23 protein-coding genes are annotated in these 24,405 nt (G+C 66.7%); 12 read left to right on the forward strand and 11 right to left on the reverse strand.

The window, feature by feature from the left end:
• Positions 1-88: 88 nt before the first annotated feature.
• Positions 89-808, reverse strand: coding sequence for an alpha/beta fold hydrolase (locus tag FFS49_RS33870; protein ID WP_105818483.1), 720 nt, complete (start codon positions 806-808; stop codon positions 89-91).
• A gap of 369 nt (positions 809-1,177) precedes the next feature.
• Here FFS49_RS33870 and FFS49_RS33875 point away from each other — a divergent pair, with 369 nt between their 5' ends.
• From FFS49_RS33875 to FFS49_RS33895, 5 genes are all read left to right on the forward strand, one after another.
• Entirely contained in the window at positions 1,178-1,465 is a 288-nt protein-coding gene (locus FFS49_RS33875; RefSeq protein WP_075686966.1) for a cupin domain-containing protein, read from the forward strand.
• 47 nt (positions 1,466-1,512) lie between these two features.
• On the forward strand, positions 1,513-1,842 hold the full coding sequence (locus tag FFS49_RS33880) for a DHCW motif cupin fold protein (RefSeq protein WP_105818484.1): 330 nt from the start codon (positions 1,513-1,515) through the stop codon (positions 1,840-1,842).
• A gap of 91 nt (positions 1,843-1,933) precedes the next feature.
• Positions 1,934-2,344 carry a VOC family protein gene (locus FFS49_RS33885; protein ID WP_105818485.1) on the forward strand — a complete coding sequence of 137 codons (411 nt, stop codon included), beginning with the start codon at positions 1,934-1,936 and terminating at the stop codon, positions 2,342-2,344.
• A gap of 293 nt (positions 2,345-2,637) precedes the next feature.
• Positions 2,638-4,203, forward strand: a complete 1,566-nt coding sequence (locus FFS49_RS33890; RefSeq protein WP_105818486.1) for a methyl-accepting chemotaxis protein — start codon at positions 2,638-2,640, stop codon at positions 4,201-4,203.
• 475 nt (positions 4,204-4,678) lie between these two features.
• On the forward strand, positions 4,679-5,209 hold the full coding sequence (locus FFS49_RS33895) for an OsmC family protein (protein WP_039362409.1): 531 nt from the start codon (positions 4,679-4,681) through the stop codon (positions 5,207-5,209).
• A 207-nt stretch (positions 5,210-5,416) separates the two neighbouring features.
• Here the strand turns inward: FFS49_RS33895 and FFS49_RS33900 are convergent, their stop codons facing one another.
• Genes FFS49_RS33900 through FFS49_RS33910 form a run of 3 tightly spaced genes read right to left on the reverse strand, consistent with a single transcriptional unit; the run spans position 5,417 to position 8,093 of the window.
• Positions 5,417-6,238, reverse strand: coding sequence for an ABC transporter ATP-binding protein (locus FFS49_RS33900; protein ID WP_105818487.1), 822 nt, complete (start codon positions 6,236-6,238; stop codon positions 5,417-5,419).
• Positions 6,235-7,089: an ABC transporter permease gene (locus FFS49_RS33905; protein WP_039362413.1), complete on the reverse strand. Its 855-nt coding sequence runs from the start codon at positions 7,087-7,089 to the stop codon at positions 6,235-6,237. Before FFS49_RS33905 ends, FFS49_RS33900 begins: the two co-directional genes overlap by 4 nt.
• An 11-nt stretch (positions 7,090-7,100) precedes the next feature.
• The gene (locus tag FFS49_RS33910) at positions 7,101-8,093 is read right to left on the reverse strand and encodes an aliphatic sulfonate ABC transporter substrate-binding protein (RefSeq protein WP_105818488.1); all 993 of its coding nucleotides are present in this window, start codon (positions 8,091-8,093) and stop codon (positions 7,101-7,103) included.
• Between the two features lie 342 nt (positions 8,094-8,435).
• On the opposite strand from FFS49_RS33910, the gene FFS49_RS33915 reads away from it, so the two are divergent.
• Positions 8,436-9,863: an MFS transporter gene (locus FFS49_RS33915; RefSeq protein ID WP_105818489.1), complete on the forward strand. Its 1,428-nt coding sequence runs from the start codon at positions 8,436-8,438 to the stop codon at positions 9,861-9,863.
• 261 nt (positions 9,864-10,124) lie between these two features.
• On the opposite strand, the gene FFS49_RS33920 is transcribed toward FFS49_RS33915, so the two are convergent.
• Positions 10,125-11,525, reverse strand: coding sequence for an LLM class flavin-dependent oxidoreductase (locus tag FFS49_RS33920; protein WP_105818490.1), 1,401 nt, complete (start codon positions 11,523-11,525; stop codon positions 10,125-10,127).
• Positions 11,522-12,793: an acyl-CoA dehydrogenase family protein gene (locus FFS49_RS33925; protein WP_105818491.1), complete on the reverse strand. Its 1,272-nt coding sequence runs from the start codon at positions 12,791-12,793 to the stop codon at positions 11,522-11,524. Before FFS49_RS33925 ends, FFS49_RS33920 begins: the two co-directional genes overlap by 4 nt.
• 292 nt (positions 12,794-13,085) lie before the next feature.
• Here FFS49_RS33925 and FFS49_RS33930 point away from each other — a divergent pair, with 292 nt between their 5' ends.
• Entirely contained in the window at positions 13,086-14,324 is a 1,239-nt protein-coding gene (locus FFS49_RS33930; protein WP_105818492.1) for an SfnB family sulfur acquisition oxidoreductase, read from the forward strand.
• A gap of 206 nt (positions 14,325-14,530) precedes the next feature.
• On the opposite strand, the gene FFS49_RS33935 is transcribed toward FFS49_RS33930, so the two are convergent.
• On the reverse strand, positions 14,531-14,938 hold the full coding sequence (locus tag FFS49_RS33935) for a DUF3224 domain-containing protein (RefSeq protein ID WP_105818493.1): 408 nt from the start codon (positions 14,936-14,938) through the stop codon (positions 14,531-14,533).
• Between the two features lie 156 nt (positions 14,939-15,094).
• Between FFS49_RS33935 and FFS49_RS33940 the strand changes: the two genes are divergently transcribed.
• A complete protein-coding gene (locus FFS49_RS33940; RefSeq protein ID WP_105818494.1) occupies positions 15,095-15,739 on the forward strand; it encodes an HD domain-containing protein in 645 nt (214 codons plus the stop codon).
• Positions 15,740-15,942: 203 nt separating this feature from the next.
• Here the strand turns inward: FFS49_RS33940 and FFS49_RS33945 are convergent, their stop codons facing one another.
• Positions 15,943-16,923 (reverse strand): YafY family protein, encoded by a 981-nt coding sequence (locus FFS49_RS33945; RefSeq protein WP_105818529.1) that lies wholly within the window; start codon positions 16,921-16,923, stop codon positions 15,943-15,945.
• Between the two features lie 123 nt (positions 16,924-17,046).
• On the opposite strand from FFS49_RS33945, the gene FFS49_RS33950 reads away from it, so the two are divergent.
• The 3 genes from FFS49_RS33950 (at position 17,047) to FFS49_RS33960 (ending at position 20,247) form a co-directional block, all read left to right on the forward strand.
• Positions 17,047-17,709 carry a glutathione S-transferase family protein gene (locus FFS49_RS33950; protein ID WP_105818495.1) on the forward strand — a complete coding sequence of 221 codons (663 nt, stop codon included), beginning with the start codon at positions 17,047-17,049 and terminating at the stop codon, positions 17,707-17,709.
• A 332-nt stretch (positions 17,710-18,041) separates the two neighbouring features.
• On the forward strand, positions 18,042-18,959 hold the full coding sequence (locus FFS49_RS33955) for an acetoacetate decarboxylase family protein (RefSeq protein ID WP_105818496.1): 918 nt from the start codon (positions 18,042-18,044) through the stop codon (positions 18,957-18,959).
• A 43-nt stretch (positions 18,960-19,002) separates the two neighbouring features.
• A complete protein-coding gene (locus FFS49_RS33960) occupies positions 19,003-20,247 on the forward strand; it encodes a saccharopine dehydrogenase NADP-binding domain-containing protein (RefSeq protein ID WP_105818497.1) in 1,245 nt (414 codons plus the stop codon).
• Positions 20,248-20,311: 64 nt separating this feature from the next.
• Here FFS49_RS33960 and FFS49_RS33965 read toward each other — a convergent pair whose 3' ends face one another.
• Together FFS49_RS33965 and FFS49_RS33970 are read right to left on the reverse strand one after the other, a co-directional pair.
• Positions 20,312-20,995 (reverse strand): type 1 glutamine amidotransferase domain-containing protein, encoded by a 684-nt coding sequence (locus FFS49_RS33965; protein WP_039362504.1) that lies wholly within the window; start codon positions 20,993-20,995, stop codon positions 20,312-20,314.
• Positions 20,996-21,126: 131 nt separating this feature from the next.
• A complete protein-coding gene (locus tag FFS49_RS33970) occupies positions 21,127-21,780 on the reverse strand; it encodes a TetR/AcrR family transcriptional regulator (protein WP_039362447.1) in 654 nt (217 codons plus the stop codon).
• A gap of 99 nt (positions 21,781-21,879) precedes the next feature.
• Here FFS49_RS33970 and FFS49_RS33975 point away from each other — a divergent pair, with 99 nt between their 5' ends.
• Positions 21,880-23,355: a coniferyl aldehyde dehydrogenase gene (locus FFS49_RS33975; protein ID WP_105818498.1), complete on the forward strand. Its 1,476-nt coding sequence runs from the start codon at positions 21,880-21,882 to the stop codon at positions 23,353-23,355.
• Positions 23,356-23,471: 116 nt separating this feature from the next.
• Here the strand turns inward: FFS49_RS33975 and FFS49_RS33980 are convergent, their stop codons facing one another.
• Entirely contained in the window at positions 23,472-24,350 is an 879-nt protein-coding gene (locus FFS49_RS33980) for a LysR substrate-binding domain-containing protein (protein ID WP_105818499.1), read from the reverse strand.
• Between the last annotated feature and the right edge of the window lie 55 nt (positions 24,351-24,405).

Below are 24,405 nucleotides of genomic sequence, written 5' to 3' on the forward strand. Positions count from 1 at the left end.
CTCCGGCAGGGAAGCGGATCAGGCGCACGGGCGTTTTCATTCGACGATCACGGCACCGGCCGGCACGCCGATCGCGAGGATCGGCCCGTCATGCCTGCAGTGCGCTCGATGCGGCGTGCTCCGGGCGCCGCATGCGCGCCGCGATGATGCCGGCCATCGTCCGCATTTCGTTTCTCAAAAAGAAATGATCTCCGTCGAAGACGTGAAAATCGAAGCGCCCGGTCGTCGCGGCGCCCCAACCTTCAACGGCATCGACGGGCACCTCTTTATCCGCCCGGCCCGCGAACGCGGTGATGTCCACCGCCAGCCCGGGCCCGGGCACGGGCCGGTGGTTTTCGATCATCGTGAAATCCGCGCGCAGCGCCGGCATCAGCAGCGCCATCAGTTCGCTGTTGTCCAGCACCGCCTTCGGTGTGCCGCCCATTTCGCGCAGCGCATCGATGAAGGCGCGGTCGTCCAGCGCCTGCATGCGCCGATCGTGGCGCTCGTGGCCCGGTGCGGCACGCGCGCTCACGAACAGATGCCGCAGGTTCGGTCGTGCGTGGGCGGGAAGCCGCAGGGCCAGTTCGGCCGCAATGGCCGCACCCATGCTGTGTCCGAGCAGCGCGAAAGGGCGATCGAAGCAGTCGTCCAGGTCGCACAGCAACGTGTCGACCAGCGTCGCCATGTCTCGGACGGCAGGCTCGGACAGGCGGCTGCCTCGGCCTGCAAGTTCATGACGGCGCACTTCGATGCCGGGTAACGACGCTTGCAGCGTTCGATAGACGGCGGCCGAGCCGCCCGCATAGGGAAAGCAGATCAGACGCATGCGGGCGGGTACTCGAGCGGCTCATCTGCTGCCGGCGCACAGGCGATCGCGCTGTGGAAATTCATGTGTTCGGCGTTTTTCACCATTCAGGTTCCAGATCCGGTTGGGCGTGAGTTAAACACGAGGCTGCGTGGATGTATGTCGTAGGAAGAGGGGACGCGTCGTCGGCCATGTCGAAGCTGTTTCTCTCTGAATGGAGCCCGGCGCAGACACGGTATCGGCGAATACAGATGCGCGGGAAATCGCGACGCATCTGAATGTGTCGAACGATGCGCTTCGACTTTAGAATGAGCAGCGGGCATGGCGAGCCATCAGAATTGCGGCATCCGATGGGGGCCGCCGCGCCACCCGATAAGTTGGAGACACACGATGCAACACCGTCCGAAAGCCGTCCCGACCCAGCAAGTCGCGAACGAGCGCGTGATCGTCACCGAATGGCGATTCGCGCCCGGCGCCGAGACCGGCTGGCATGTTCATCAGCATGACTATGTCGTGGTGCCGCAAACGGACGGTCAGCTTCTCCTCGAAACCGCACAAGGCAACCGCGAGTCGCAACTGCACGCCGGGCGCAGCTATGCGGGGCTGAAGGGCGTCGAGCATAACGTCGTCAACGCGACGGATCACGAAGTAGTGTTCGTCGAAGTCGAGATTCTCTGACGGGGGCGTCAGGCCCCGCGAGCAAGGCCACGACAGGGAGCAGCAGGATGAAAATGACCGACATCCCGTTTACCACGACCGACTGGCGCACCGTTGAACCGACCGAGCACCGCGGAGAACGCGGGGTCGCGCGCTGGCGGACGATGCAGTTCGGGGAGATCCGCGTGAGGCAGGTCGACTATTCGGCCGGTTACCTAGCCGACCACTGGTGCGTCAAAGGCCACATCCTGTACTGCCTCGAAGGCGAGTTGCTGACGGAGCTCGACGACGGGCGACGGTTCACGCTACGCCCGGGCATGAGCTACCAGGTTGCGGACCATGCGGAAGCGCATCGATCGTCGACCACGACAGGCGCCAAGTTGTTCATCGTCGATTGAAGCGGCAGCGGGTTTCCGCGGAGCCCCTTTTTGCCGACAGCGGGAGCACGGCGCACAATACCCCCGGAAATCTCTTCGGAGGCTGCCCGACATGACCAGGTTCCAGCCCGATGGATGGCACACCGTCACGCCCCGGATCGTCGTGCCGGATCCGCACAATCTGATCGGATTCATCCGGACGGTTTTTCATGCGCAGGGCGAATACCGCCCGGGCTTGCCTGCGGAAATCCGGATCGGTGATTCCGTGTTGATGATCAGCGGGGAAGACGGCCTGCGTGAGCCGATGCCGGCATTTCTGTACGTGTATGTCGAGGATGCCGACCTGACCTATCGGCGGGCGCTTGCAGCACACGCGACGCCGCTCGAAGCCCCGGCCGACATGCCGTACGGCGACAGGCGGGCGATGGTGAAGGATCCGTGGGGGAATCTTTGGCAGATTGCCACGCATCTGCGCGACCTCTCGACCGACGAGATCCGTTCAAGGCTGGCCAACGGCGGCTAGTTGCCCGTTGGGGCGCGTCGAGCGACTCGAAGGCGTCGGGTTCCGCACGACGCTCGCGGAAATCCGCCGAGGCGATCGTTGGTACTGCTGGGGGCGAAAATCGGGCGCATTCATCCCCGTGCCCCTGTCGCAATCGTCAAGATTCACGTCGCGTATCGGTAAAACCTCCCCGTTCCCGCCGCCGTTAACCCGTTCGCAGCCCATGCGCCCCGTGTTGCGACGCGGCGCGCGTCTTTCGTGATCCGGAATCCACATCCGCCGCTGGCCGCGCCCGGCCGGCGCAAGGGAACGTCATGCGAAAACAACTCACTATCCGTGGTGGTCTCGTCGCGACCATCGCCGGCTATACCGTGCTGCTCGTGCTGGTGGTCGGCGCCAGCATCGCGGCCCTCTATATGGGCAATGGTTCGCTCGAGGCGATGTACCGCGACGACACCGCGTCGCTGCTGCACCTGAAGACCAGCTCCGAGCGCATGCTCGTGCTGCGCGAACGCATGAGCGACGTCGCGCAGATCATCAGCGCCGGTCACTCGGGCAAGGAAGAGATCGCGAAACTCCGCACGCTTCTCAAGCAGAGCAACGACGAACTGGATGCCTATGCGGGCCTGCACGCGCGCAACGCCGACGAGCAGACGCTCTTCGACACGCTGCAGAATCGCCGTCGGGCGTTGCTCGACGGCGTGTTCCTGAAGGCGCTCTCGCAACTCGACGGCGACGACGGTTTCGGCTTCCTCGACACGCAGCGTACCGCGCCGCCCGCGCTGTTCACCGTCTACCAGGAGGCGATCGATGCGCTCGAGGCGTTCCAGGTCGCGCGCGAAAAGGCGCGCTACGACGCGGCCGGCGTGCAGTTCCACCGGATCGTGTGGGGGATGGCGGCGGTCGCGGCCTTCGCACTCGTCGTCGGCTTCCTTGCGCAGCGCGTGCTCGCGAAGGCGATCATCGAGCCGATCAAGCTCGCGGTCGGCCAGTTCGAGAAGATCTCGAAAGGCGACCTGACCGGAACGGTCGTCGTGCCCGGCGAGAACGAGATGGCCTATCTGCTGCATGCGCTGAAGCGGATGCAGGACGGCCTCGTCGTCACCGTGAACCAGGTGCGCGCGAGCACGGAGACGATCGTCGGCGACGTCCGCACGATCGCGAGCGGCAACGTCGACCTGTCGGCGCGCACCGAGCAGCAGGCCGTCTCGCTGCAACAGGCGGCGGCGAGCGTCGAGCAGCTGACGGCGGCCGTGCGCCAGAACGCGGACAACGCACGCGATGCGCGCACCTATGTCGAAGGCGCGGCCGGCATCGCGTCGCGCGGCGGCGAGGCGATGCAGCGCGTGGTCGAGACGATGTCGGCGATTTCGCTCAGCTCCACGCGGATCTCCGGGATCGTCGGCGTGATCGAAAGCATCGCATTCCAGACCAACATCCTTGCGTTGAACGCTGCCGTCGAAGCCGCGCGCGCCGGCGAGCAGGGGCGCGGCTTCGCGGTCGTCGCGACGGAAGTGCGCGGGCTCGCGCAGCGCTGCGCGTCGGCGGCGAAGGAGATCCGCGAACTGATCGGCCATTCCGCGCAGCGTGTCGAAGACGGCAGCGGCCTCGTCGCACTGGCCGGCTCGGCGATGGCCGAACTCGTCGCGGCGGTCGAGCGCGTCAACATGATCATGAGCGAAACCGGCCAGGCGTTCGAGGAGCAGGCGTCGGGCATCGAGCAGGTGAACGCCGCGGTCATCCAGATGGAGCAGACGATGCAGCGCAATGCCGCGCTGGTCGAAGAGGCCGCGGCCGCGGCGCTGTCGCTCGACGAACAGGGCGCGCGGCTGAGTGCGGCGGTTGCGCAATTCCGTCTGCGTGACGAGGCGCTCGCCTGATGCATCGATATCGGCGCCCGAGCGGGATCGTCGGGCAGGACGGGTGTCCGACGCGGTGCATCGCTGTCGAAACGGCACGTTTCCGGTGCGGACTTCCTGACTGCCGACGCCGATGCGATCGATGCGCCGGCGCCGGTGAAGCACACAATCTAACGATCGCCGAACCCGATGCGATGCTGTCTGCGTTCAGCGCCCGCGAGGCAGCACCGCGTCGCCGCGATCCTTGCCGGTAAAGGCGGGCGGGCAATTTCTCCGACGTTCTCCACAGGGTTATGCACGGAAATTGTGGATAACTCGAGGTGGATGAACGACAGTCGAAATTCCCGCGCGCGCGTGCCGCAATGCGACATCAGATACTGCGAATTGCTTTGCTGGATTGATCGTTTAGTGGCGGTCGCGGAAGGGAATAGCATGAAGCTCCCTCTCGATTGGCCGCCGCATGCGTGGCCAGTCATTGCGACCGTATCGGCCCGACATGACGACACTGAACGACTATCTCGAACAAAAGCGCGACGCCTGGCTCGCGAAAAAGGAAGCCGCGCGCAGCAATCCGGAACTCAAGGCCACCCCGCTGAAAGCGACCGTGCGCGCGCTGGGCCGCAGCGGCGTGCGGGAGATCCGCATTCGCGATTTCCAGGTGATCAGCGACAGCCCGCCCGATTTCGCGGGCTACAACCTCGGCCCGGCGTCGCCGGAGCTGCAGCTCGGCGTGCTGGGCAGTTGCCTGACGCACATCACGCTGATTCAGGCCGCGGAGCGCGGCCTGAAAATCGACTCGATCGAGGTCGAAGTGACCGGCGACCAGCATCCGCTCGCGCAGCAACCGGGTTTCGAGCATGTGCCGGTGTTCCCGCATAACCTCCGCTACACCCTCGATATCGTCTCGCCCGAACCGCCGGAATCGATTCGTGCACTGCATCAGGCAGTCGAGGCCGTATGCCCGATCTTCAACCTGCTGCGACTGCCGCAGACGATCGACGGCGAGTTGCGGCATACGCACGGTTGAAGTGCGCCGGTGCACCGGTACGTTGCAGCCTGTCACTCCGCTGCGGGGTGAGCGGGCGCGCGATTTTCCGCGCACCGATCGATCGGTGCTCCGGTGCGACCACGACTCTTGTCGCGCCCGTATCCGATGACGGATGCGTCGCCCCTGCGGTGAACGCGTGCCGCATCGAGGCCGGGCGACGCCGGTCGTGAATCGGCCGGCGCGAAGTCAGGCTTCGGAGGCCTGAAGGTCGTGCGTTCGGCGCTTCGTCTCGTCGGCACGATCCTGAAGCTGCTGGAATGCGTCCAGCAGCCGCGCGCGCAGCACGGCCAGCGCCGGGTCGCGTCGATCGCGCGGCCGGACGACCCCGACGTGGATCTCGTCGTCGATGCGGCCCGGGTTGGGTGCGAGCATCAGCACGCGATCGCCGAGATACAGCGCTTCGTCGAGATCGTGCGTGACGACGATCGCGGCCGTCCGGTGCCGCTCGACGACATCGAGCAGCAGCGTCTGCAGCCGCATCCGGGTGATCGCATCGACCGCGCTGAACGGTTCGTCGAGCAGCAGCAGGTCCGGCTCGCCGAACAGCCCGCGCGCGATCGCCGCGCGCTGGGCCATCCCGCCCGACAACGTGGCCGGCAGTTGCCGGGCGACCCCGGCCAGGCCGACTTCGTCGAGCAGCCGGGCGACGGACGGCTCGCGCCCGCCGCGCGGGCCGGCCGCGAAGCCGACGTTGTCCGCGATCGACAGCCACGGCAGCAGCCGCGGCTCCTGGAAGATCACGCCCGCACGCGGGGAGGGGCCGTCGAGCGCGACGCCGCCCAGCTTCACGCTGCCGCGGAAATCGGTGTCGAGGCCGGCGACGATCCGCAGCAGCGTGCTCTTGCCGCAACCGCTCGGGCCGACCACGCAGACGATTTCGCCGCGCGCAACCTGCAGCGGGACGTCGGCGAGGATCGTGCGATCGCCGTAAAGCTTGCGGGTGATGCGCAGGTCGAGCAGCGGTGTCGCGGTGCTCGCCGCCGTGGGTGCAGAAGAATGCGTGCTCATGCCGACCCTTTGCGTGGCGTGTGGTCGTAGGCGTCGCGCCAGCCGAGCCAGTGCGACTCGATGCGCGCCATCGCGCCGTCGGTCAGCTTGCCGAGCAACGCCAGCAGCAGGATCGCCCCGAACACGAGATCCGGGCGGCCGGTTTCGCGGCCGTCGCTCAACAGGAAGCCGAGCCCGCGTGTCGCCGCGATAAGCTCCGCGGCGACCATGAACATCCACGCGAGACTGAGGCCGGTGCGCAAGCCGGTGACGATCTGGGGCAGCGCGGCCGGCAGCAGGATGCGACGGAACAGCGCGAACGGGCCGAGCCGGTACACCGCGCCGAGTTCGACGAGCTTGCGGTCGACGTCGCGAATGCCGGCGACCACCGCGAGGTGCACCGGGAAGAAGGCGCCGATGGCGATCAGCGTGATCTTCGGTGCTTCGTCGATGCCGAGCCACAGCAGCAACACCGGCACCCACGCGAGCGATGGAATCGCGCGCAGCGCCTGGAACGTCGGTTCGAACAGCGCGTCGATCCGGCGGCTCAGGCCCATCGCCGCGCCGACGACGAGCGCCAAGCCGGCGCCCGCCGCAAACCCCGCCGCGACCCGCAGCGTACTCGCGCCGACATGACGCGCCACGCGCGTGATGCCCAGGCGGGCGAGCGTGTCGAGAATTTCGCTCGGCGCCGGGACGAGATGGTTCGGCAGCCAGCCCTGCCGCACGACCACCTCCAGCAACGCGAGCGCCGCGAACGGCAGCGCGAGGCCCGCGATCCGCCACCGGCGAAGCGGGTCGCGCCGGCCGGCGGGCGGCGAAGCGGGGCGGCGAGGCGCGAGGGCGTCGTCGCGGGCGGCGGTGTCGGGCATGGTCGGCAGTTTCAGCGCGATGCGTCGACGAGCGGGCGCGCGAACGACGGATCGATCAGCGTATCGACGATCTTCGCGGGATCGACGCCGGGCTTGGTCAACTGCTCCGACGTCAGCACGGGGGCGGCCGCCTTCAGCGCCGCGCGCTGGGTATCACCCGGAACGGGATCGCTGAAATCGTTGCGCTGCAGTTGCAGTTTCGCCACCGGCAGCGACACCTTCGATTCGTCGGCGACGATCTGCGCGGTGTCGGCCGGATGCGCGACGATCCACTGGCGTGCGCGATCGTAGACCTTCAGTACGCGCGTGACTGCCTGCGGGTACTGGCTGGCGAACGCGTCGCGAACGTTCAGGAAGCCATAGGTGTTGAACGCGACGTTGCGATAGAGCAGGCGCGCGCCGTCGTCGAGCTGCGCCGCGGCCATGTGCGGATCGAGGCCGGCCCACGCATCGACCTGGCCGTTCGCGAGCGCGGTGCGCCCGTCCGGATGCTGCAGGTTGACGATCTCGACATCGTCGCGGGTCAGGCCGACCGTGTGCAGCGCGCGAAGCGTGAACAGGAACGGATCGGTGCCGCGCGTCGCCGCGATTTTCTTGCCCTTCAGGTCGGCGAGCGAGCGGATCGGCGAATCCTTGCGGACCACCAGCGCGGTCCACTCGGGACGGGAGAATACGTAGACCGTATGGATCGGGTTGCCGTTCGCACGCGCGAGCACCGACGCGAGGCCCGCGGCGGAACCGAAATCGACCGCACCGCTGTTCAGGTATTCGAGCGCGCGATTGCTGCCCAGGCTCAGCACCCAGCGAATCGACGTGCGGTCGGCCTTGAATTCGTCTTCGAGCCAGCCGAAGTGGCGAATCACCAGGCTCTCCGGCGAGTAGTACGCGTAGTCGACGCGGATCTCCGCGGGCGTCGCGGCGCGTGCGTGCACCGAAACGAGGCTGGCGAACGCGGCAACGACGAGGGCCGCGGATTGCCACGCGCGGGACCAGGACAGCTTCATCGGGGATTCTCCGGAAGGGCGGCAACGCGCCGCGAACAGGCAGGGTGACCGGTTAATGTAACGAAGCATCGGCGATCCGCGAACGAAGAAATCCGCGATTGAACATGCAAGCTGCTGCTAAGCGCGAACGCCGGGCAACTTAATGACGCGGGCCGATTAATTTATCGGTTTATATCGCTTGGGATAACCGGAACGGGAGAACAGAATGCGTGCTGCCGGAACGTGATGGCGTGTCGAGTGGTGCCTGGCTGCACACGGCCTCTGTCGATCGCGAAGCAATACGTGCGACTTCCGGCTCCATGCGGACCTCGCCGGTCATTCGGCGAAAAACTAAGGAATGCGATGAGTTCGATCGATCTGAACGCCGTCACCCCGGTTTCCTCACCCATTCGTTCGGCCAGCGACGTCGCGCGACTCATCAACACGGTGGACAGCTCGGTCAGCCATGCCCGGATGATCGTGCTGCTGGCGCTCGGCGGCGTGTTTCTCGATGCGTACGACCTGACGACGCTGTCCTACGGGATCGACGACGTGGCGCGCGAGTTCGGCCTGACACCGGCGCTGACCGGGCTGGTCGGGTCGGCGATCATGATCGGCACGATCTTCGGCAGCCTGATCGGCGGATGGCTGACCGACAAGATCGGCCGCTATCAGGTGTTCATGGCCGACATGCTGTTTTTCGTGGTCGCGGCGATCGCGGCTGGGCTCGCGCCGAACGTCTGGGTGCTGATCGGCGCGCGCTTCGTGATGGGGCTCGGTGTCGGCATCGACCTGCCCGTCGCGATGGCGTTTCTCGCGGAATTCTCGAAGTTCAACGGCCGCGGCAACAAGGCGTCGCGTCTCGCGGCGTGGTGCCCGATGTGGTACGTGGCGTCGTCGGTCTGCTTCCTGCTGATCTTCGGGCTGTATTTCCTGTTGCCCGCCGAGCATGCGGGGTGGCTGTGGCGCGCGTCGCTGATCTTCGGCGCGGTGCCGGCGCTCGTCATCATCCTGTTCCGGAACCGGTTCATGAACGAATCGCCGCTGTGGGCCGCGAACCAGGGTGACCTGGCCAACGCCGCGCGGATTCTGCGCGAGTCGTACGGGATTCATGCACACGAAGCGGAGGACGCCCGACGCGCGCCGAGCCAGCCGCCCGTGCGCATTCGCGTGCTGTTCCAGCGCCCGTACCTGGGGCGCACGATCGTCGCCAGCGTGATGAACCTGTGCATTCCGTTCGAATACACGGCGATCGCGTTCTTCCTGCCGTCGATCCTGTCGCAGTTTCTCGGCGCGGGCGTGTTCGAAACGATCGCGGCGTCGCTGGCGCTGAACGTGCTGTTTGCGTTCACCGGCGGCTTGCTGGGCATGCGCCTTGCCCATCGGCATGCGTCGCGCCATGTCGCGATCGCCGGGTTCGCGCTGCAGTTCGTCGCGCTCGTGGCGCTCGCGCTGGCGGGGCATCCGCATGGCGCACTCGCGATCGGCTTCGTGCTGCTGATGCTCGGCACCTGGCTGTTCGCCGAAGGGTTCGGGCCCGGTGCGCAGATGATGATCTATCCGACGCTGTCGTATCCGGCGGCGATTCGCGGCACCGGCGTCGGCTTCGGGCGTTCGCTGTGCGGCATCGGTCAGGCGCTCGCGCTGTTCGTGCTGCCGATCCTGCAGGCGCGGCTCGGCACGGACATGTTCTGGGTCGTCGCGATCAGCGCCGCCACGCCGATCGTGTTCCTGTTGATCGTGCGTTACGAGCCGACGGCGCGTGACATCGACGACGACGGCGTCGTTTGAGCGCGGTCGAGTTCGTTCATCGCCAGTAAAACGCGCGCACGGTTAGTGCGCGCGTCGTCGTTATCAGCGCCGCCGTGTTCCCCCCGCTCGACGTGCGAGCGCGGAAGCGGGAGCCTGCATTGGGCTGCATCGGGTGTCGATTGAGGGGAGAGGGGCGATCAGGCTGCGGCGCGCCGGACGAATGATGGCCCGACGCACCGATTACCGCTCATCGTGAAGCCGGCCGGCTCGCATGCGGGCCAACCAGCCGACGCAGGGTCGTCACGCGTAGGCAGCCACCTGCTCGGCATCGCGCTTGACCTGCTCGATGTCGCGATACTGCGCGGCCGGATGCTCGTCCGGCAGCCGCGCCGACCCGCCGAACAGCTTCTCGCGCAGCGTGCCCGGCGCATAGCCGGTCGGATACACGCCACGCCGCTGCAGTTCGGGGACGAGATACCGCACGACGTCCTCGAAGGTTTCGTGCGCCACCGCATACGCGAGGTTGAAGCCATCCACGTCGGTGGCGGCGACCCATTCCTGCAGGATGTCCGCGACGGTCGCGGCCGACCCGACGAACACCGGGCCCAGGCCGCCGATGCCGCCCCAGGCCGCCAGCTCCTCGATCGTCCATGCGGTGTCGCCGCCCGCGAGATGCTCGACCGCCGACACGATCGCATTCGTTTCGACGCGCCGGACGGGATCGTTCGGTGCGTACTGGCCGAAGTCGATGCCGGTCCAGCCGGACATGAACACCAGCGAGCCGTCGTACGACACGTACTTGCGGTATTCGTCGAACTTGGCCTGCGCCTTCTCGTCGGTTTCGTCGACGATCACGGTGACGAGGTTGTAGATCAGGACCTTGCTTGCGTCGCGCCCGGCGGCCGTGGCCTGCGCACGCACGTCGGCCACGTAGCGCGCGAGCTGCGGGCGGGTCGGCGCGGCGACGAACACGCATTCCGCGTGCTGCGCGGCGAACGCCTTGCCGGGGCCGGACGCACCGGCCTGGAACAGCACCGGCGTGCGCTGCGGAGACGGTTCGCACAGGTGGTAGCCGGGCACGTCGAAGAAGCGGCCCTTGTGGCCGATCTCGTGCACTTTCTCCGGGTGCGTGAACACGCGGCCGTCGCGATCGCGCACGACCGCACCGTCTTCCCAGCTGCCTTCGAAGAGCTTGTACAGCACTTCGATGTATTCCGCTGCGACCGCATAGCGGTCGTCGTGGGTACGCAGGCCGTTGTCGCCGACGTTCTTCGCGCCGCTTTCAAGGTAGGACGTGACGATATTCCACGCGAGCCGGCCCTTCGTGTGATGGTCGGCGGTCGACAGCCGGCGCGCGAACGTGTACGGGTGCTCGAAGGTCGTCGACGCGGTGATGCCGATGCCGAGATGTTCGGTCGCCATCGCGATCGGCGCGGCGAGCTGCAGCGGATCGTTGACCGGGATCTGCGCGGCCTGGTGCAGCGCGTGGTAGTTGCTGCCCTTGTAGACGTCGTAGTAGCCGATCACGTCCGCGATGAAGATCGCGTCGAAAATGCCGCGTTCGAGCACACGGGCGAGGTCGGTCCAGTAGTCGAGATCCTTGTACTGCCACGAGCGGTCGCGCGGATGGGCCCACAGCCCGGGAGACTGGTGGCCGACGCAGTTCATCTCGAATGCGTTGAAGCGGATGGTCTTGCTCATTGGGCGGCTCCCGTCTCTGCGTGCGTGTTCGTGCTCGCACCCGGGCCGTTGCCGATCTGCCAGACGAACGGCGGCGTGCGCCCGTTGATGATCCAGTCGCCGACGATCCGCGCCTTGTAGACGAGCGGATTGTGCGACGACACGGTGCGCGCGTTGCGCCAGTGACGATCGAGCGCCGTCGTGCTGCGGGTCGCCGACGCACCGAGCGCGTCGAACAGGCGCGTCGCCGCGCGCAGCACGAGGTCCGACACGACGAGCTGGCTTTGCGCGGATTCGATCTCGGCCGCGACGTTCGCATCGTGCTCGGCCGCCTCATCGCCGCCGAAGTGCGCTTCGTAGGCCTGTTGCAGCGGCTGCGCGGCGCGCAGCGCGAGCGCGTCGGCCGCATAGGCCCACGACGCGATTTCGCCGATCACCTGCTGCAGCTGCGCGTCGTCGGCCGCGCGCGGGGCGTTGCCGTGGCTGTACACGCGGGTGCGGCGGCGCACCAGGTCGCCCGCGTCGCGCACGATCGCGTGGCCGATGCCGGCCAGCGTCGCGACGTGGAAGAGCTGGTAGAACGCCGTCTGGTACTTGAAGCGTCGCGCGAAGTCGATCACGTCCCGTGCGTCGACCGCCGCATCTTCGAAGCGCGTGGTGCCGCTGCCGGTCGTCGTCTGGCCGAAGCCGTCCCAGTCGTCTTCGCGGATCACACCGGGCTGCGCGGTCGAGACGGCAACGATCACGTCGCTGCCGTCGTCCGCGCGTTGCGCGAACACGTCGATCCAGTCGGCGAACAGGCTGCCGGTGCTGTAGAACTTCCGGCCGTTCAGCACGAGCCGGCCGTTCTTTTCGGATACCTTCGTGATGGTCTGGCCGAGCGCCACGTCGCCGGTTTCCGTCCACGCATTGCCGACGAGCTGGCCGCTCGCGAAACGGTCGAACCAGGTCTGGCGATCGGCGCCGGGCGGCGCGTTCAGCCAGTCCTCGACGAACGCGAAGTGCCCGCGCAACGCCTGTGGCAGATTGGAATCGGCGGCGGCGAGTTCGGTCAGCAGCCGGAACAGCTGCGGCAGCGACGCGCCGGCGCCGCCATCGCGCACCGGCAGCCGCACAGCGCCGAAGCCCGCGGCTTTCAGCCAGCCGATCGCCTCGTGCGGCAGCTCGCGGCGGCGTTCGCGTTCCGCGGTGCCGGCTGCGATGCGTTCGAAGATCGGCCTGAAGCGGCTGGCAAGCGCGTCATAGTCGGTGCCGATGGAAAGTTCGGTTGCTGCGGGAGAGGAAGTCATGCAGAGATCCTTGAAAGGCGGGGCCGTCGATGCCGGCAGGCCAGTATAGGAAGCACACTGCGGACGATCCAATAACGGATTCGTAAATCGTTATCGTCATCGGGCATTACGCGGGCGAGGCGGCGTGGCGTCGATGCAGAGGCGTCGATATCGTCGCTGATGCGCGGTTCGTCGCGGGCCGCACACTGCATCGTTTGTCATGCGAAGGAATATCGTTGTGCGAATCGCTCGGTTTGCCGGCGTTCGGCGCGCTGCTAGATTGAACGTTTCCGTCAATCAGCAGGAGAGCCCGATGTCAGAGACGAGCGCCACGATCCAGGAACGGCCGGCCGACACGCAACCGCAGGCGGTCCGTGTGATCGCCGACGACGCGCAGGCCATCGCGGCCGCGCATGCACTTGCGCAGCGGCTCGCGGAAGGGGCGGCCGAGCGCGACCGGGAGCGCCGGCTGCCGCGTGACGAGATCGAATGGTTCTCGCAGTCGGGGCTGTGGGCCATCACCGTCCCGAAGGCTTACGGCGGCGCGGGCGTGTCGCACGTGACGCTGACGGAGGTGGTGAAGATCGTCGCGGCGGCCGATCCGTCGCTCGGGCAGTTGCCGCAGAATCATTTCGGGCTGGTCGACGTGATCGCGCTGACCGGCACCGACGCGCAGAAGCGCCACCTGTTCTCGGAAGTGCTGAGCGGCAAGCGGTTCGGCAACGGCTTTTCGGAGAAGGGCACGAAGCACGTGCTCGACCTGAAGACGCGCGTGCGCCGGGACGGCGACGACTATGTCGTCGACGGCACCAAGTTCTATTCGACCGGCGCGCTGTTCGCGCATTACGTGCCGGTGCTCGGCCTCGACGACGAGCGCCGCGCGTGGCTCGCGTACATTCGCCAGCCCACGCCTGGGCTGACCGTGATCGACGACTGGTCGGGGTTCGGGCAGCGAACCACCGCGAGCGGCACCGTCGTGCTCGACAACGTGCGTGTGCCGGCGTCGCACGTGCTGCCGGCCCAGCGCGTGTCGGATCTGCCGACGCTGAACGGGCCGCTGTCGCAGATCATCCAGGCCGCGATCGACGCGGGCATCGCGAAGGCCGCGCTCGACGATACGCTGGCGTTCGTGCGCACGCGCACGCGGCCGTGGGTCGACAGCGGTGTCGAGCGGGCGGCCGACGATCCGCTGACGATCCGCGAGATCGGTCATCTGCATATCCAGCTGCACGCGGCGGAGGCGCTGCTTGAGCGCGCGGCACGTACGCTCGACGAGATCGCGGCGCGCGGCGACGTGACCGAGGACGATGTCGCACGCGCGTCCGTGGCGGTGGGCGAGGCGAAGGTGCTGACGACGGAAGTCGCACTGCTCGCGGGCGAGAAGCTGTTCGAGCTGGCCGGTACGCAATCGACGCTGGCCGAGCACAACCTCGACCGGCACTGGCGCAATGCACGCACGCATACGCTGCACGATCCGGTGCGGTGGAAATATCACCTCGTCGGCAACTACTACCTGAACGGCGTGCGGCCGGCGCGCCATGCGTGGAATTGAACGCGTGGCGATCGTGGTGTCATGGCTTGGTGATGGGTGAGCGTGTCGCCACGGTCGAACGCATCCGCGCGATCACGGGAGAACCCGGCAATGCACTTCGTCGAAGTGCAATTGCCGGGTATCGGGCAAATGAATGCGGGATGGAACGTGTCATTGCGCCGGCGCGGCGACACCACGAAGCAGCCGCATCCGCTGCATGAGCCGGCTTACTGAGGCGATTCCGGCAACGTGTAGTCGAAGCGGTACGAATGCCTGCCGTTGTCGATGGTGATGATCATCGAGCCCGCGAGCCCCAGCAATTCTCCCGTGCCGGAATCGGGCACGACGGTGATCGACTGCTGCGGCTGTCCGCGCGTCATGGTGGAGCTGTGCTGCAGGACAAAGCTGCCTTGCCGGCCGCCCAGCGCGCCTTGCACGGTTTCCATCGCCACGTAGCCGGCGGAGCCCTGGATGCTGCTTCGAAACGCGAGCATTTCGCCCTGACTGACGGCTTCGAGGTCGCCGTGATACTGCTTGTCGAGCGACATGCGGCCGAGCCCGGTCTGTTCCGCGACGGGACTCAGGGATTCCGGATTCAGCTTCACTTCAAACGGACCATTGGCCACCCGTGTCATTGCAGCGCTCCTCGTCGAATTGGTAACCCGCACTATAAGCCAACCGGGTTCTGCTGGCGGTGGCAGTTTGCCTGATATGCAGGAATCGAGGGCGGATCGTCTGCCGCGCGGCGCTTGCGGCGATAATCGGCATCCCGACCTCGACCGCCTTTCCCGATGACGCTCCCCCCATTCGCACCCTTTCAGGATCTGGCCAACGCGTTGCTGGCACACTGGCGCGACGCCAATGGCGATGGCTCGCACGACATGTCGCATCTGCAACGCGTGTGGAAGAACGCGGCCGCGATCCAGGCGAAGGAGGGCGGAGACGCCGAAGTGCTGTTTGCCGCGACACTGCTGCACGACTGCGTGGCGGTGGAGAAAGATTCCCCGCTTCGCACGCAGGCATCGCGGCTGTCGGCGCAAAAGGCCCGGCAGGTGCTGAAGTCGCTGGATTGGCCGGACGCGAAGCGCGACGCGGTTGCGCATGCGGTCGAGGCGCACAGTTTCTCGGCCCGTATCGCGCCGAAGACGCTGGAAGCCAAGGTGCTGCAGGATGCCGACCGGCTCGATGCGATCGGCATGGTGGGCGTCGCGCGGTGCTTTTACGTCGCGGGCCGGATGGGCAGCGCGTTGTATGACCCGGTCGATCCGCATGCATCGGCGCGGGAACTCGACGACAAGCGATTCGCGATCGATCACTTCCGCACGAAACTGCTGCGGCTTTCAACCGGTTTCCAGACCGTCACGGGTACGCGTATGGCGATCGTTCGCCGTGACCGATTGCAGCGCTTTCTCGACGAGTTTTCCGACGAGATCTGATCGTGCCGATGCGGCCTTCAGATACCGACGTTGTCTGACGCGCAAGGCTCGATGCGGGTGATGGACGCGTCGGCGCGAGAGGATCTCCGGCTCTGCCCGCGAAACCTCCGTTGCATTGAAACGCGCGACTTCGAACTTGGCGGAGACTCAACGGTTCCATTGTTTCGACTCGTCTCGACCGCGTCGGTGCGGAAGTCGATGCTTCAAGCGTCACCTGCCTGATAAAGCGCGTTCACCTGTACCAACGCTTCGAGGAATTCATCCTTGAGCGCCTGCGGCCCGAGGATTTTCACGTGTGCGCCGAACCCCAGCAGTTTCCGCGCGCCGTGCTCGATCGATTCGATCGGCATCAGGAACGCTTTCCATCCGGGCGGCACTTCCGCGCTGCCTGCCTCGTGCTCCGCAGGTTCGGCCTTGATCCGAGCGTTGGCCAGCCAGGTTTCGCCGCGCGGCGACACGGCGACATGGGCGGTCAGCCGATCGAGCTCGGCTTCGTACCGGCTCATCGCGTCGCGCCAGTGCGTCGCGAGGTCGAACCGTGCGGGACGCTTGAAGCGGCGGCGCGATGCATCGAGTTCGAGGATATTCGCGAGCCGGAACGTGAGTGCGCCGGGCTTGCCGACCACCCTGGCAACCAGGTACCACGCGCCGCCCTTGAGCACCAGGCCGAGCGGCTCCAGTTCGCGGCGGGACACGCCGCGCCAGCTCTGGTATGTCACGTCGATACGGTACGAACCCCACACCGCATCGGCCACTTCGCGCAGGAATGCCGGCGTTTCCTGCGCGCGGTACCAGTCGACGGTGTCGACGTGCAGCCGGCTGGCGACGCGATCGGCGTGTTCGCGCGAGCCGGGCGGCAGGCTCGCGATCATCTTCAGCCGCGCGGAAGTCGCCATGCCGTCGAGGCCCAGTTCTCTCGCCGGCCCGGGCAAGCCCGCCAGAATCAGCGCGTGCGCTTCGTGCTCGGTGAGCCCGGTGAGATCGGTACGCCAGCCGTCGCTCAACTGAAAGCCGCCGTTGCGGCCGCGATCGCCCCAGATCGGCACGCCGGCCGTGGAGAGCTGGTCGATGTCGCGCAGGATCGTGCGCTCGGATACCTCCAGCGCTTCGGCGAGCGCCGGCGCGGTCATTCGGCCGCGCGCCTGCAGCATCATCATGATCGACAACAGTCGGCTCGCTTTCATGAGCGACACGTTACCTCAAATACCTGACATGAGGTGTCATGTTTTCGGGCTTATGCTTGGCCGTATTCCCGATCCGTTCCAGCGACGCGGGTTACGCATCACGACATCACAGAGGATCAAACGATGAAGATCATTTCCGGGCCGCTGAGCATGTTCGGGGCGAAGGTCGAGATAGCGGCGCACGAGAAGGGCATCGGTTTCGAGCTGGTGATGGTGCCGTTCAGCCAGCGTCGCGGCTACGACCCCAAACATCCGGATGTGCTGCGCATCAACCCGAAGCGGCAGGTGCCGGTGCTGATCGACGGCGATCTGGAGCTTTTCGATTCCACGCAGATCTTCGAGTATCTCGAGGATCTGCAGCCCGACCCCGCGCTATGGCCGGCGCATCCGGCGGCGCGCGCGATCGCGCGTCAGCTCGAACACCGCAGCGACGAAATCTATTTTCCGCATGTCGTCAGGCTGATGGGGCTGGAGGAGACACCGGACGATCCGGCGGCAGAGGCTGCACGCGCCGCAGCGGCTCAATACTATCGGCGCATGGAGCACGTGCTGGCGGATCGCGAGTTTCTGGCCGAATCGTATTCCTACGCCGACATCGCGTTCTACATGGCGCAGTTGTTCGGTGCGCGCAAGGGCGCACCGATGACGGACGAAACGCCCCGCCTGCTCGCTTGGCGCGAGCGGATGACGGCGCGTCCCGCCGTGCGCAAGGTCGCCGGTGCGATGGCCGGCTATCTTGCCTCGATCGGAGAAGCGGTTCCCGATTTTCTTCGCGGGCTCGACTAGCGCCTTCGGGCCTCCAGCCTTGCGGAATAGGCGGCCTTCAGCCTGAGATGCGAAAGGACGGATTGCCGGGCGTGCACACGCCGGGTGACGGGTGCGGTTGCGTAACCACCGCGAGGTATCGATACGCGGCAAGGACCGTCGCGCGCCCGCCGAGTGATTTGGCTCCCGCGGGGCAGCGTCGGCCAGTCGCTCGAACGCAATCCGACGTGCCCCTCTACTCGGCGCCTTGACCTTGAAGTTGACTTGAATCTTAGAGTGCTTGCTGACGGCAGTGAGTCAGCGGGCATCGGGTGTTGCCTGCCACGGCCGATCATCGACGAGAGGCGACGAACATGGACAGGCGGTTGACACAGGTCGAATTCGGTCCACACCAGGTCGACGTGCCCGAAGGCGGGTATTACGACCGGTTCCGGATGAACCCCGACCTCGACGAGGTGGCGCGCGATCCCGCGGCGGGGAACATCGACTTTTTCCGTCGGATTCCGAAGCGTCAGGTCGAGTCGCGGGTCGGCCCGACCTGGGCACCGAATTTCTACTACCGTTCCAGCAGCATTCAGCTGCTGTTCCTGGCGCCGCTCGAACGCTTGCGGACCACGCTGCCGGTGCCGCTCGAGCCGCTGCGCGCGCTCCCCGGGTACGGGCTGGTCGCGCTGACCTTCTTCTCGTATTCGGTATGCGACAACGATCCGTACGACGAAGTGTCGGTCGCGGTGGTGATCCGGCGGCCGGGCGCGACCGGGTCGCACGCGCTCGAACTGATCGACTCGATGCGGCGCCGCAGCTTCTTCGCGCACGTGCTCGCGCTGCCCGTCACCACGGAAATCGCGCGGGTGCGTGGCGTGCACGGCTACCAGCTGCCCAAGTGGCTCGCCGACATCGACGTGAACCTCGGCGCCACTGCCCGCGCGCGCATTGCCGGCCCGGGCGGCCGGCCGGACCTGAGCCTGAGCGTGCCGATGCCCGAGCTGACGAACGTCGCGTCGCAGTCGCACATGGGCACGTCGACGATGATCAACCGCATCGACGGCGAATGGCACCAGACACTCGTGCAGACGAATGCGCTATCGTTCGCCCAGCGCCTGTTGCCGCGCAACGTCGAGCTCGTGCGGCACGGCGGCCCGCTGAGCCAGCTGCTCGACGGGCTGGGCGCGTCCACCATCCTGCGTCTCGACGTGGTGAAGGACGCGCAACTCGTGCTGAACCTGCCGACTCCCATGAAGGCCTTCGATGAACCCGGAAAGCCACGCTGACGCCACGCCACTTCGCGGCACGCCCGCGCCGAAGGAATCGCCCATGACCCGTCCGACCCACGATCTCGTCGTATTTGGCGCCACCAGTTTCGTCGGGCAGATCCTCGCCCGCTACCTGTCCGCGTACCTGTCGGGCGCCGGCGAGACGCTGCGCTGGGCCATCGCCGGCCGCTCCGAAGCGAAGCTCAGGCAGGTCCGGGAGACGCTGGGCGCGGCCGGGCAGTCGGTGCCGATCATCGTCGCCGACGCAGCCGACGAAGCGCAGCTTCGCGCGCTCTGCGCGCAGACGCGGGTGGTCGTGTCCACCGTCGGCCCCTATGCGCTTTACGGGGAGCCGCTGGTCAGGGTCTGCGCGGAAACCGGCACCGACTACTGCGATCTCACCGGCGAGACGCACTGGATCAAACGGATGATCGACAGGTACGAGCCCGCGGCCCGGCAATCCGGCGCGCGCATCGTCCATTGCTGCGGCTTCGATTCGGTGCCGTCGGACATGGGCGTGTTCTTCCTGCAGCAACAGGCGCGGCAGCAGTGGGGCGTACCGGCCACGCAGGTGAAGATGCGGGTGAAGACATTGAAGGGCGGCGCGTCGGGCGGCACGGTGGCGAGCGTGATCAACGTCGTCCGGGAAGCCGCGGCCGATCCCGCGTTGCGTCGCGAACTGCTCGATCCTTATTCACTGTGTCCGAACGGGCATGGCTTCACGATGCGCCAGCATGCGGTGCGATCGGCCGCATTCGATCGCGACTTCGACGCATGGATCGCGCCCTTCGTGATGGCGGCGATCAACGAGCGTGTCGTGCATCGCTCCAATGCGCTTGCCGGCAACGCGTACGGCAGCCGCTTCACGTATGACGAAGCGGTGATGACGGGCACGGGCCTCAAGGGCCGCCTGAGCGCGGTGGCGATGGTGGCGGGCCTCGGTGCGTTCATGGTGGGTGTCGTCATCCAGCCGGTGCGCAGCGTGATGGAGCGCTTCCTGCTGCCGAAACCCGGCGAGGGGCCGAGCGCCGCGGCGCAGCTGGCCGGCCGCTACGATTTGCGATTCTTCGGCCGCACCGACGACGGGAAGACCTTGCGCGTGAAAGTCACCGGCGACCGCGATCCGGGCTATGGCTCCACCGGCAAGATGCTCGGGCAGGCTGCGATCAGCCTCGCACTCGATTGCACGGGAGACGGCGTCAAGACCGGTCGCGGCGGCGGCTTCTGGACGCCCGCGACGATGTTCGACGCGCGCTACGTCGAGCGCCTGGTGCGCCATGCGGGGTTGCGGTTCGAGGTGGTTTGAGCGCGCGTGCCGCCTGGTCGCCATTCGTCGGAAAGCCGATAAAGATCGGATTGCGAAACAACAATCACAGCAATGCGACGACCTGTTCCGCAGTCGCTTTCGCCGATTGCGGATTCTGGCCGGTCACGAGCCGCCCGTCGACGACGACATTCGACGTGAACGGCAGCAGCGCCTTCTCGTAGCGTGCGCCACGCTGCCGCATCTGCGCCTCGACGTTGTAGGGCACCTTCTTCGCAACGCCGGCCAGGATTTCCTCCACCCACGAATAGCCGGTGATCCGGCGTCCGGCAACCAGCAGCGAGCCGTCCGACAGCGTGGTGTTCAGCAGCCCGCAATAGCCGTGACAGACCGACGACACGACGCCGCCACGCTCGTAGATCTCGCGCGTGAGCCGCTGCAGCCCCGCATCGTCCGGGTAGTCCCACATCACCGCATGGCCGCCGGTGAAGTAGATCGCATCGAAATCGGCCGGATCGATCTCGTCGGGGCGTGCGGTGGTGGCCAGCAGCGCTTCATTGGCCTTGTCGGCGCGCCACGCTTTCGCGGCGGCGTCGGCGTGCGGCCATTTGAGCGAGCGCGGTTCGAGCGGCGACACGCCGCCCTTGGGGCTCACGAGCCGCTGCTCATAGCCCTTCGCCGCGAAGATGTGATGCGCATGGGTCAGCTCGGACAGCCACAGGCCGGTCGGTTGCGACGGATCGGCGTAGTGCGCGACGTTGCTCACGACGTGCAGGATGCGCTTGCTCATGATGCGGTTCCCTTTCATCGGCCACAGGCGGACGTTGTCGACGCGCCGCCGGATTGTCGGATGGCATTGCACCTATCCATGACTTCGATACGCTGCCGAGGCAAACCATAACCTTTGAGCGAGGTTGAAGGTCAAGCCCTTTTCGCCTTCGCGGCCCGCGCGGGGCTGGCGGGCAGCACGAGACCGTCCAGCAAGGTGGTCAGCGCATCTTCGATCGCGTGATCGCCGACTTTCTCGCGCACCAGCCGCCCGTCGATCGCCAGCATCGTCAGACCATGCAGATGCGCCCAGCAGGCCGTCGCCTGCCCGAGCGCGGGGCGCGGACGGATCGTGCCGGCGCGCTGGCCGTGTTCCAGGATGTCGACGACCAGCAGGAACGGCGCCTGCACGCGCGGATCGAGATGGATGTCCGTGGGCTCGCCAGCATCCGCGGCAAACATCAGTCGATAGAGATCCGGATTGCGCTGCCCGAACGCGAGATGGGCGTAAGCGAGCGCGAGCAGCACGTCCGGTGCGTCCGCCGCGGGATCGACGGACGCCTTGAGGTCTTCGTGCAGGCGATCGAAGCCGATCAGCGCGAGCTCGTGCAGCAACGCGGCCTTGTCCGGGAAATGCCGGTACGGCGCCGAGTGGCTGACGTTCGCGCGCCGCGCGATTTCGCGCAGCGTGAACTGCCAGCCTTGTTGCTCCTGCAGCGTGTCGAGCGCCGTTTCGATGATCGCGCGACGCAGATCCCCGTGGTGATAAGCCTTTTGCCCGGCGTCCGAATCCGCATCCGACGACATCGTGTAGCTCCTATGTTGACAGGGAACACATTGTGGTCCTATGATCCGCCGCATGCAAGTTGACAGTGTCTACATCGACGCAACCCCGTGAGGTGCACCATGGCCGTTTCCGCAGAATCAAGCTCGAGCTTCGACCCGGCGGTGTTGCTGGCCCGCCAGCGCAACGCGTTCGTGAGCGACGGGCCGCCGAGCGTGCAGCAGCGCAAGGCACGGCTCGCGCGGCTGCGCGCCGTGGTGCTCGCGTATCGCAGCGAAGTGGAGGAGGCGGTCAGCGCCGATTTCGGGCATCGCTCGCGACACGAGACCGCGATCATGGAACTGGTCGGCGTGATCCAGGCGATCGACTACCTGACGCGCAACCTGCGCCGCTTCACGAAGCCGCAGCGCCGGCACGTCGGGATCTTTTACCGAGCCGGGCAGGCGCACGTGGAGTACCAGCCGCTGGGTGTGATCGGCGTGATGGCGCCGTGGAATTACCCGTTCGCGCTTACGTTCATTCCGCTCGCCACCGCGCTGGCCGCGGGCAACCGCGCGATGCTCAAGCCGTCGGAACTGACGCCGCGCACCAGCGAGGTGATGCGCCGGATGCTCGCGGATACCTTCTCGAGCGAAGAAGTCGCGGTCGTGCTCGGCGGCCCGGAAGTCGGTGCCGCCTTCAGCGGCTTGCCGTTCGACCATCTGCTGTTTACCGGCAGCACGCAGGTGGGCCGCAAGGTGATGAAGGCGGCCAGCGACAATCTGGTGCCGGTGACGCTCGAGCTCGGCGGCAAGAGTCCGGCGATCGTCGCGAGAGGGCACGTCGACGGCCGGACGATGTCCAGCATCGTGTTCGGCAAGTTGTCGAACGGCGGGCAGACCTGCGTCGCGCCCGACTATGCGCTGGTGCATGAAGACGACCTGGACGCGTTCGTCGCGCAGTACGATGCGGCTGTCGCGCGTTTCTATCCGGACGGGCCGACCAGCCCCGACTACACGTCGATCGTCAGCGACCGGCATTTCGATCGCCTGAAATATCTCGTCGACGAAGCGCGCAGCAAGGGCGCGCGCGTGATCGAGGCAGGCGTGAACCCGCAGCAGGCGGCCACCCGCAAGCGGACGCTCGCGCCCACGCTGATCGTCGGGGCCGGCGACGATACGACCGTGATGCAGGAAGAGATCTTCGGGCCGATCTTGCCGGTGCGCACGTATCGCACGATCGACGAAGTCGTCGACTACGTGAATGCGCGCCCGCGGCCGCTTGCGCTGTATTACTTCGGCGCGCAGGACAGCGACTGCGAGTCGTTGCTCAAGCGCACCACGTCGGGCAATGTCGGCATCAACAACACGCTCCTGCATGTCGCGCAGGAAGACTTGCCGTTCGGCGGCGTCGGCCCGAGCGGGATGGGCGCGTATCACGGCATCGAGGGATTCCGCGCGATGAGCCATGCCAAGGGCGTGTTCGTGCTGGGGCGCTGGAACCTGCCGAGCCTGCTGCGCGCGCCGTTCGGCAAGCTCGCGGATCTGTCGCTGGCGGCGCTGCTCGGGCGCAGCCGGGAACCGGCGGGTGCACGGGCGGGATTGAGCGCGAAGCGCTGAGACCGATGATGCACCGGCGCCGGCGCGCGGCTGTTTCGCACGCAGCGCGCCGTTGTGGTCGAGGGCGCGTGTGTCGGTGAGTGGCTGGATCGAATCTCGACCGTGAAGGATGCCGGTTAAGGCCGGTTGCGCGAGACGGCCCCATTGCGAATGGCGGTTTCGTCGACAAGCGTCGCGGCGAATTCGACGGCGGCCGGCATTTTCGCGTCATGCATCATCACGAATGCCATGTCCGGCAGCGCCGGCAAGCCTTCGGCCACGCCCAGCTCGCGGAGCGTGTCGTCGATCGCGCTGCGCGGCACCGGCGCGATCGCGATGCCGGCGCGTGCAAACGTGAGGATGCCGGTGACGCTCGGGCTTTCGCATGCAATGCGATAGGGCATGCCGGCCAGTGCGAGCGCCTTGATGGCAGCGCCCCGGTACGGGCATGGATCGGGGAAGCACGCGAGCGGCACATCGCCTTCCGGCAGCGGCTCGTGGCGCGCAAACGCCCAGACGAGCGGCTCCCGCCACAACGTCGCGCCGTGGCCCGTGTGCGCGCACCGGCTGCCGATCACGAGATCGAATTCGCCGTTTGCGTGCCGTTGAAACAGGCTGTCGCCGATGTCGACCGTCAGATTCAGCCGCAAGCCGCGCCGCGCGGCGCCATGGCGGCGCATCACGTCGGGAAGCCAGCCCCCCGCAAAATCCTCCGATGCGCCGATACGCAGCGTCACATCGACTGCCTTGCCGCTGCCCAGCCTCGTCTTCGCTTCCTCGCTCAGGTTGAGCATCGCGCGCGCGTAGCCGAGCAGCATCCGGCCGTGCTCGGTGAGCGTGACGCTGCGCGTATTGCGGGCGAGCAGCGCCCGGCCGACCTGCTCCTCGAGGCGAGCGATCTGCGCACTGACCGCGGATTGGCTGAGATTCAGCCGGCGACCTGCGCCGGTAAAGCTCCGCACGTCGGCGATGGAGACGAACGTATGAAGCAGCGACGTGTCGAGGGGCATGTTCATTCATCACCAAATCAGGTTAATTCGATCAATTCATATCGTTTCCGGATTATAGGTC

Origin of the sequence: Burkholderia sp. 4NA327C6 (assembly GCF_005502655.1) — a bacterium.
Classification (GTDB): Bacteria; Pseudomonadota; Gammaproteobacteria; order Burkholderiales; family Burkholderiaceae; genus Burkholderia; species Burkholderia contaminans.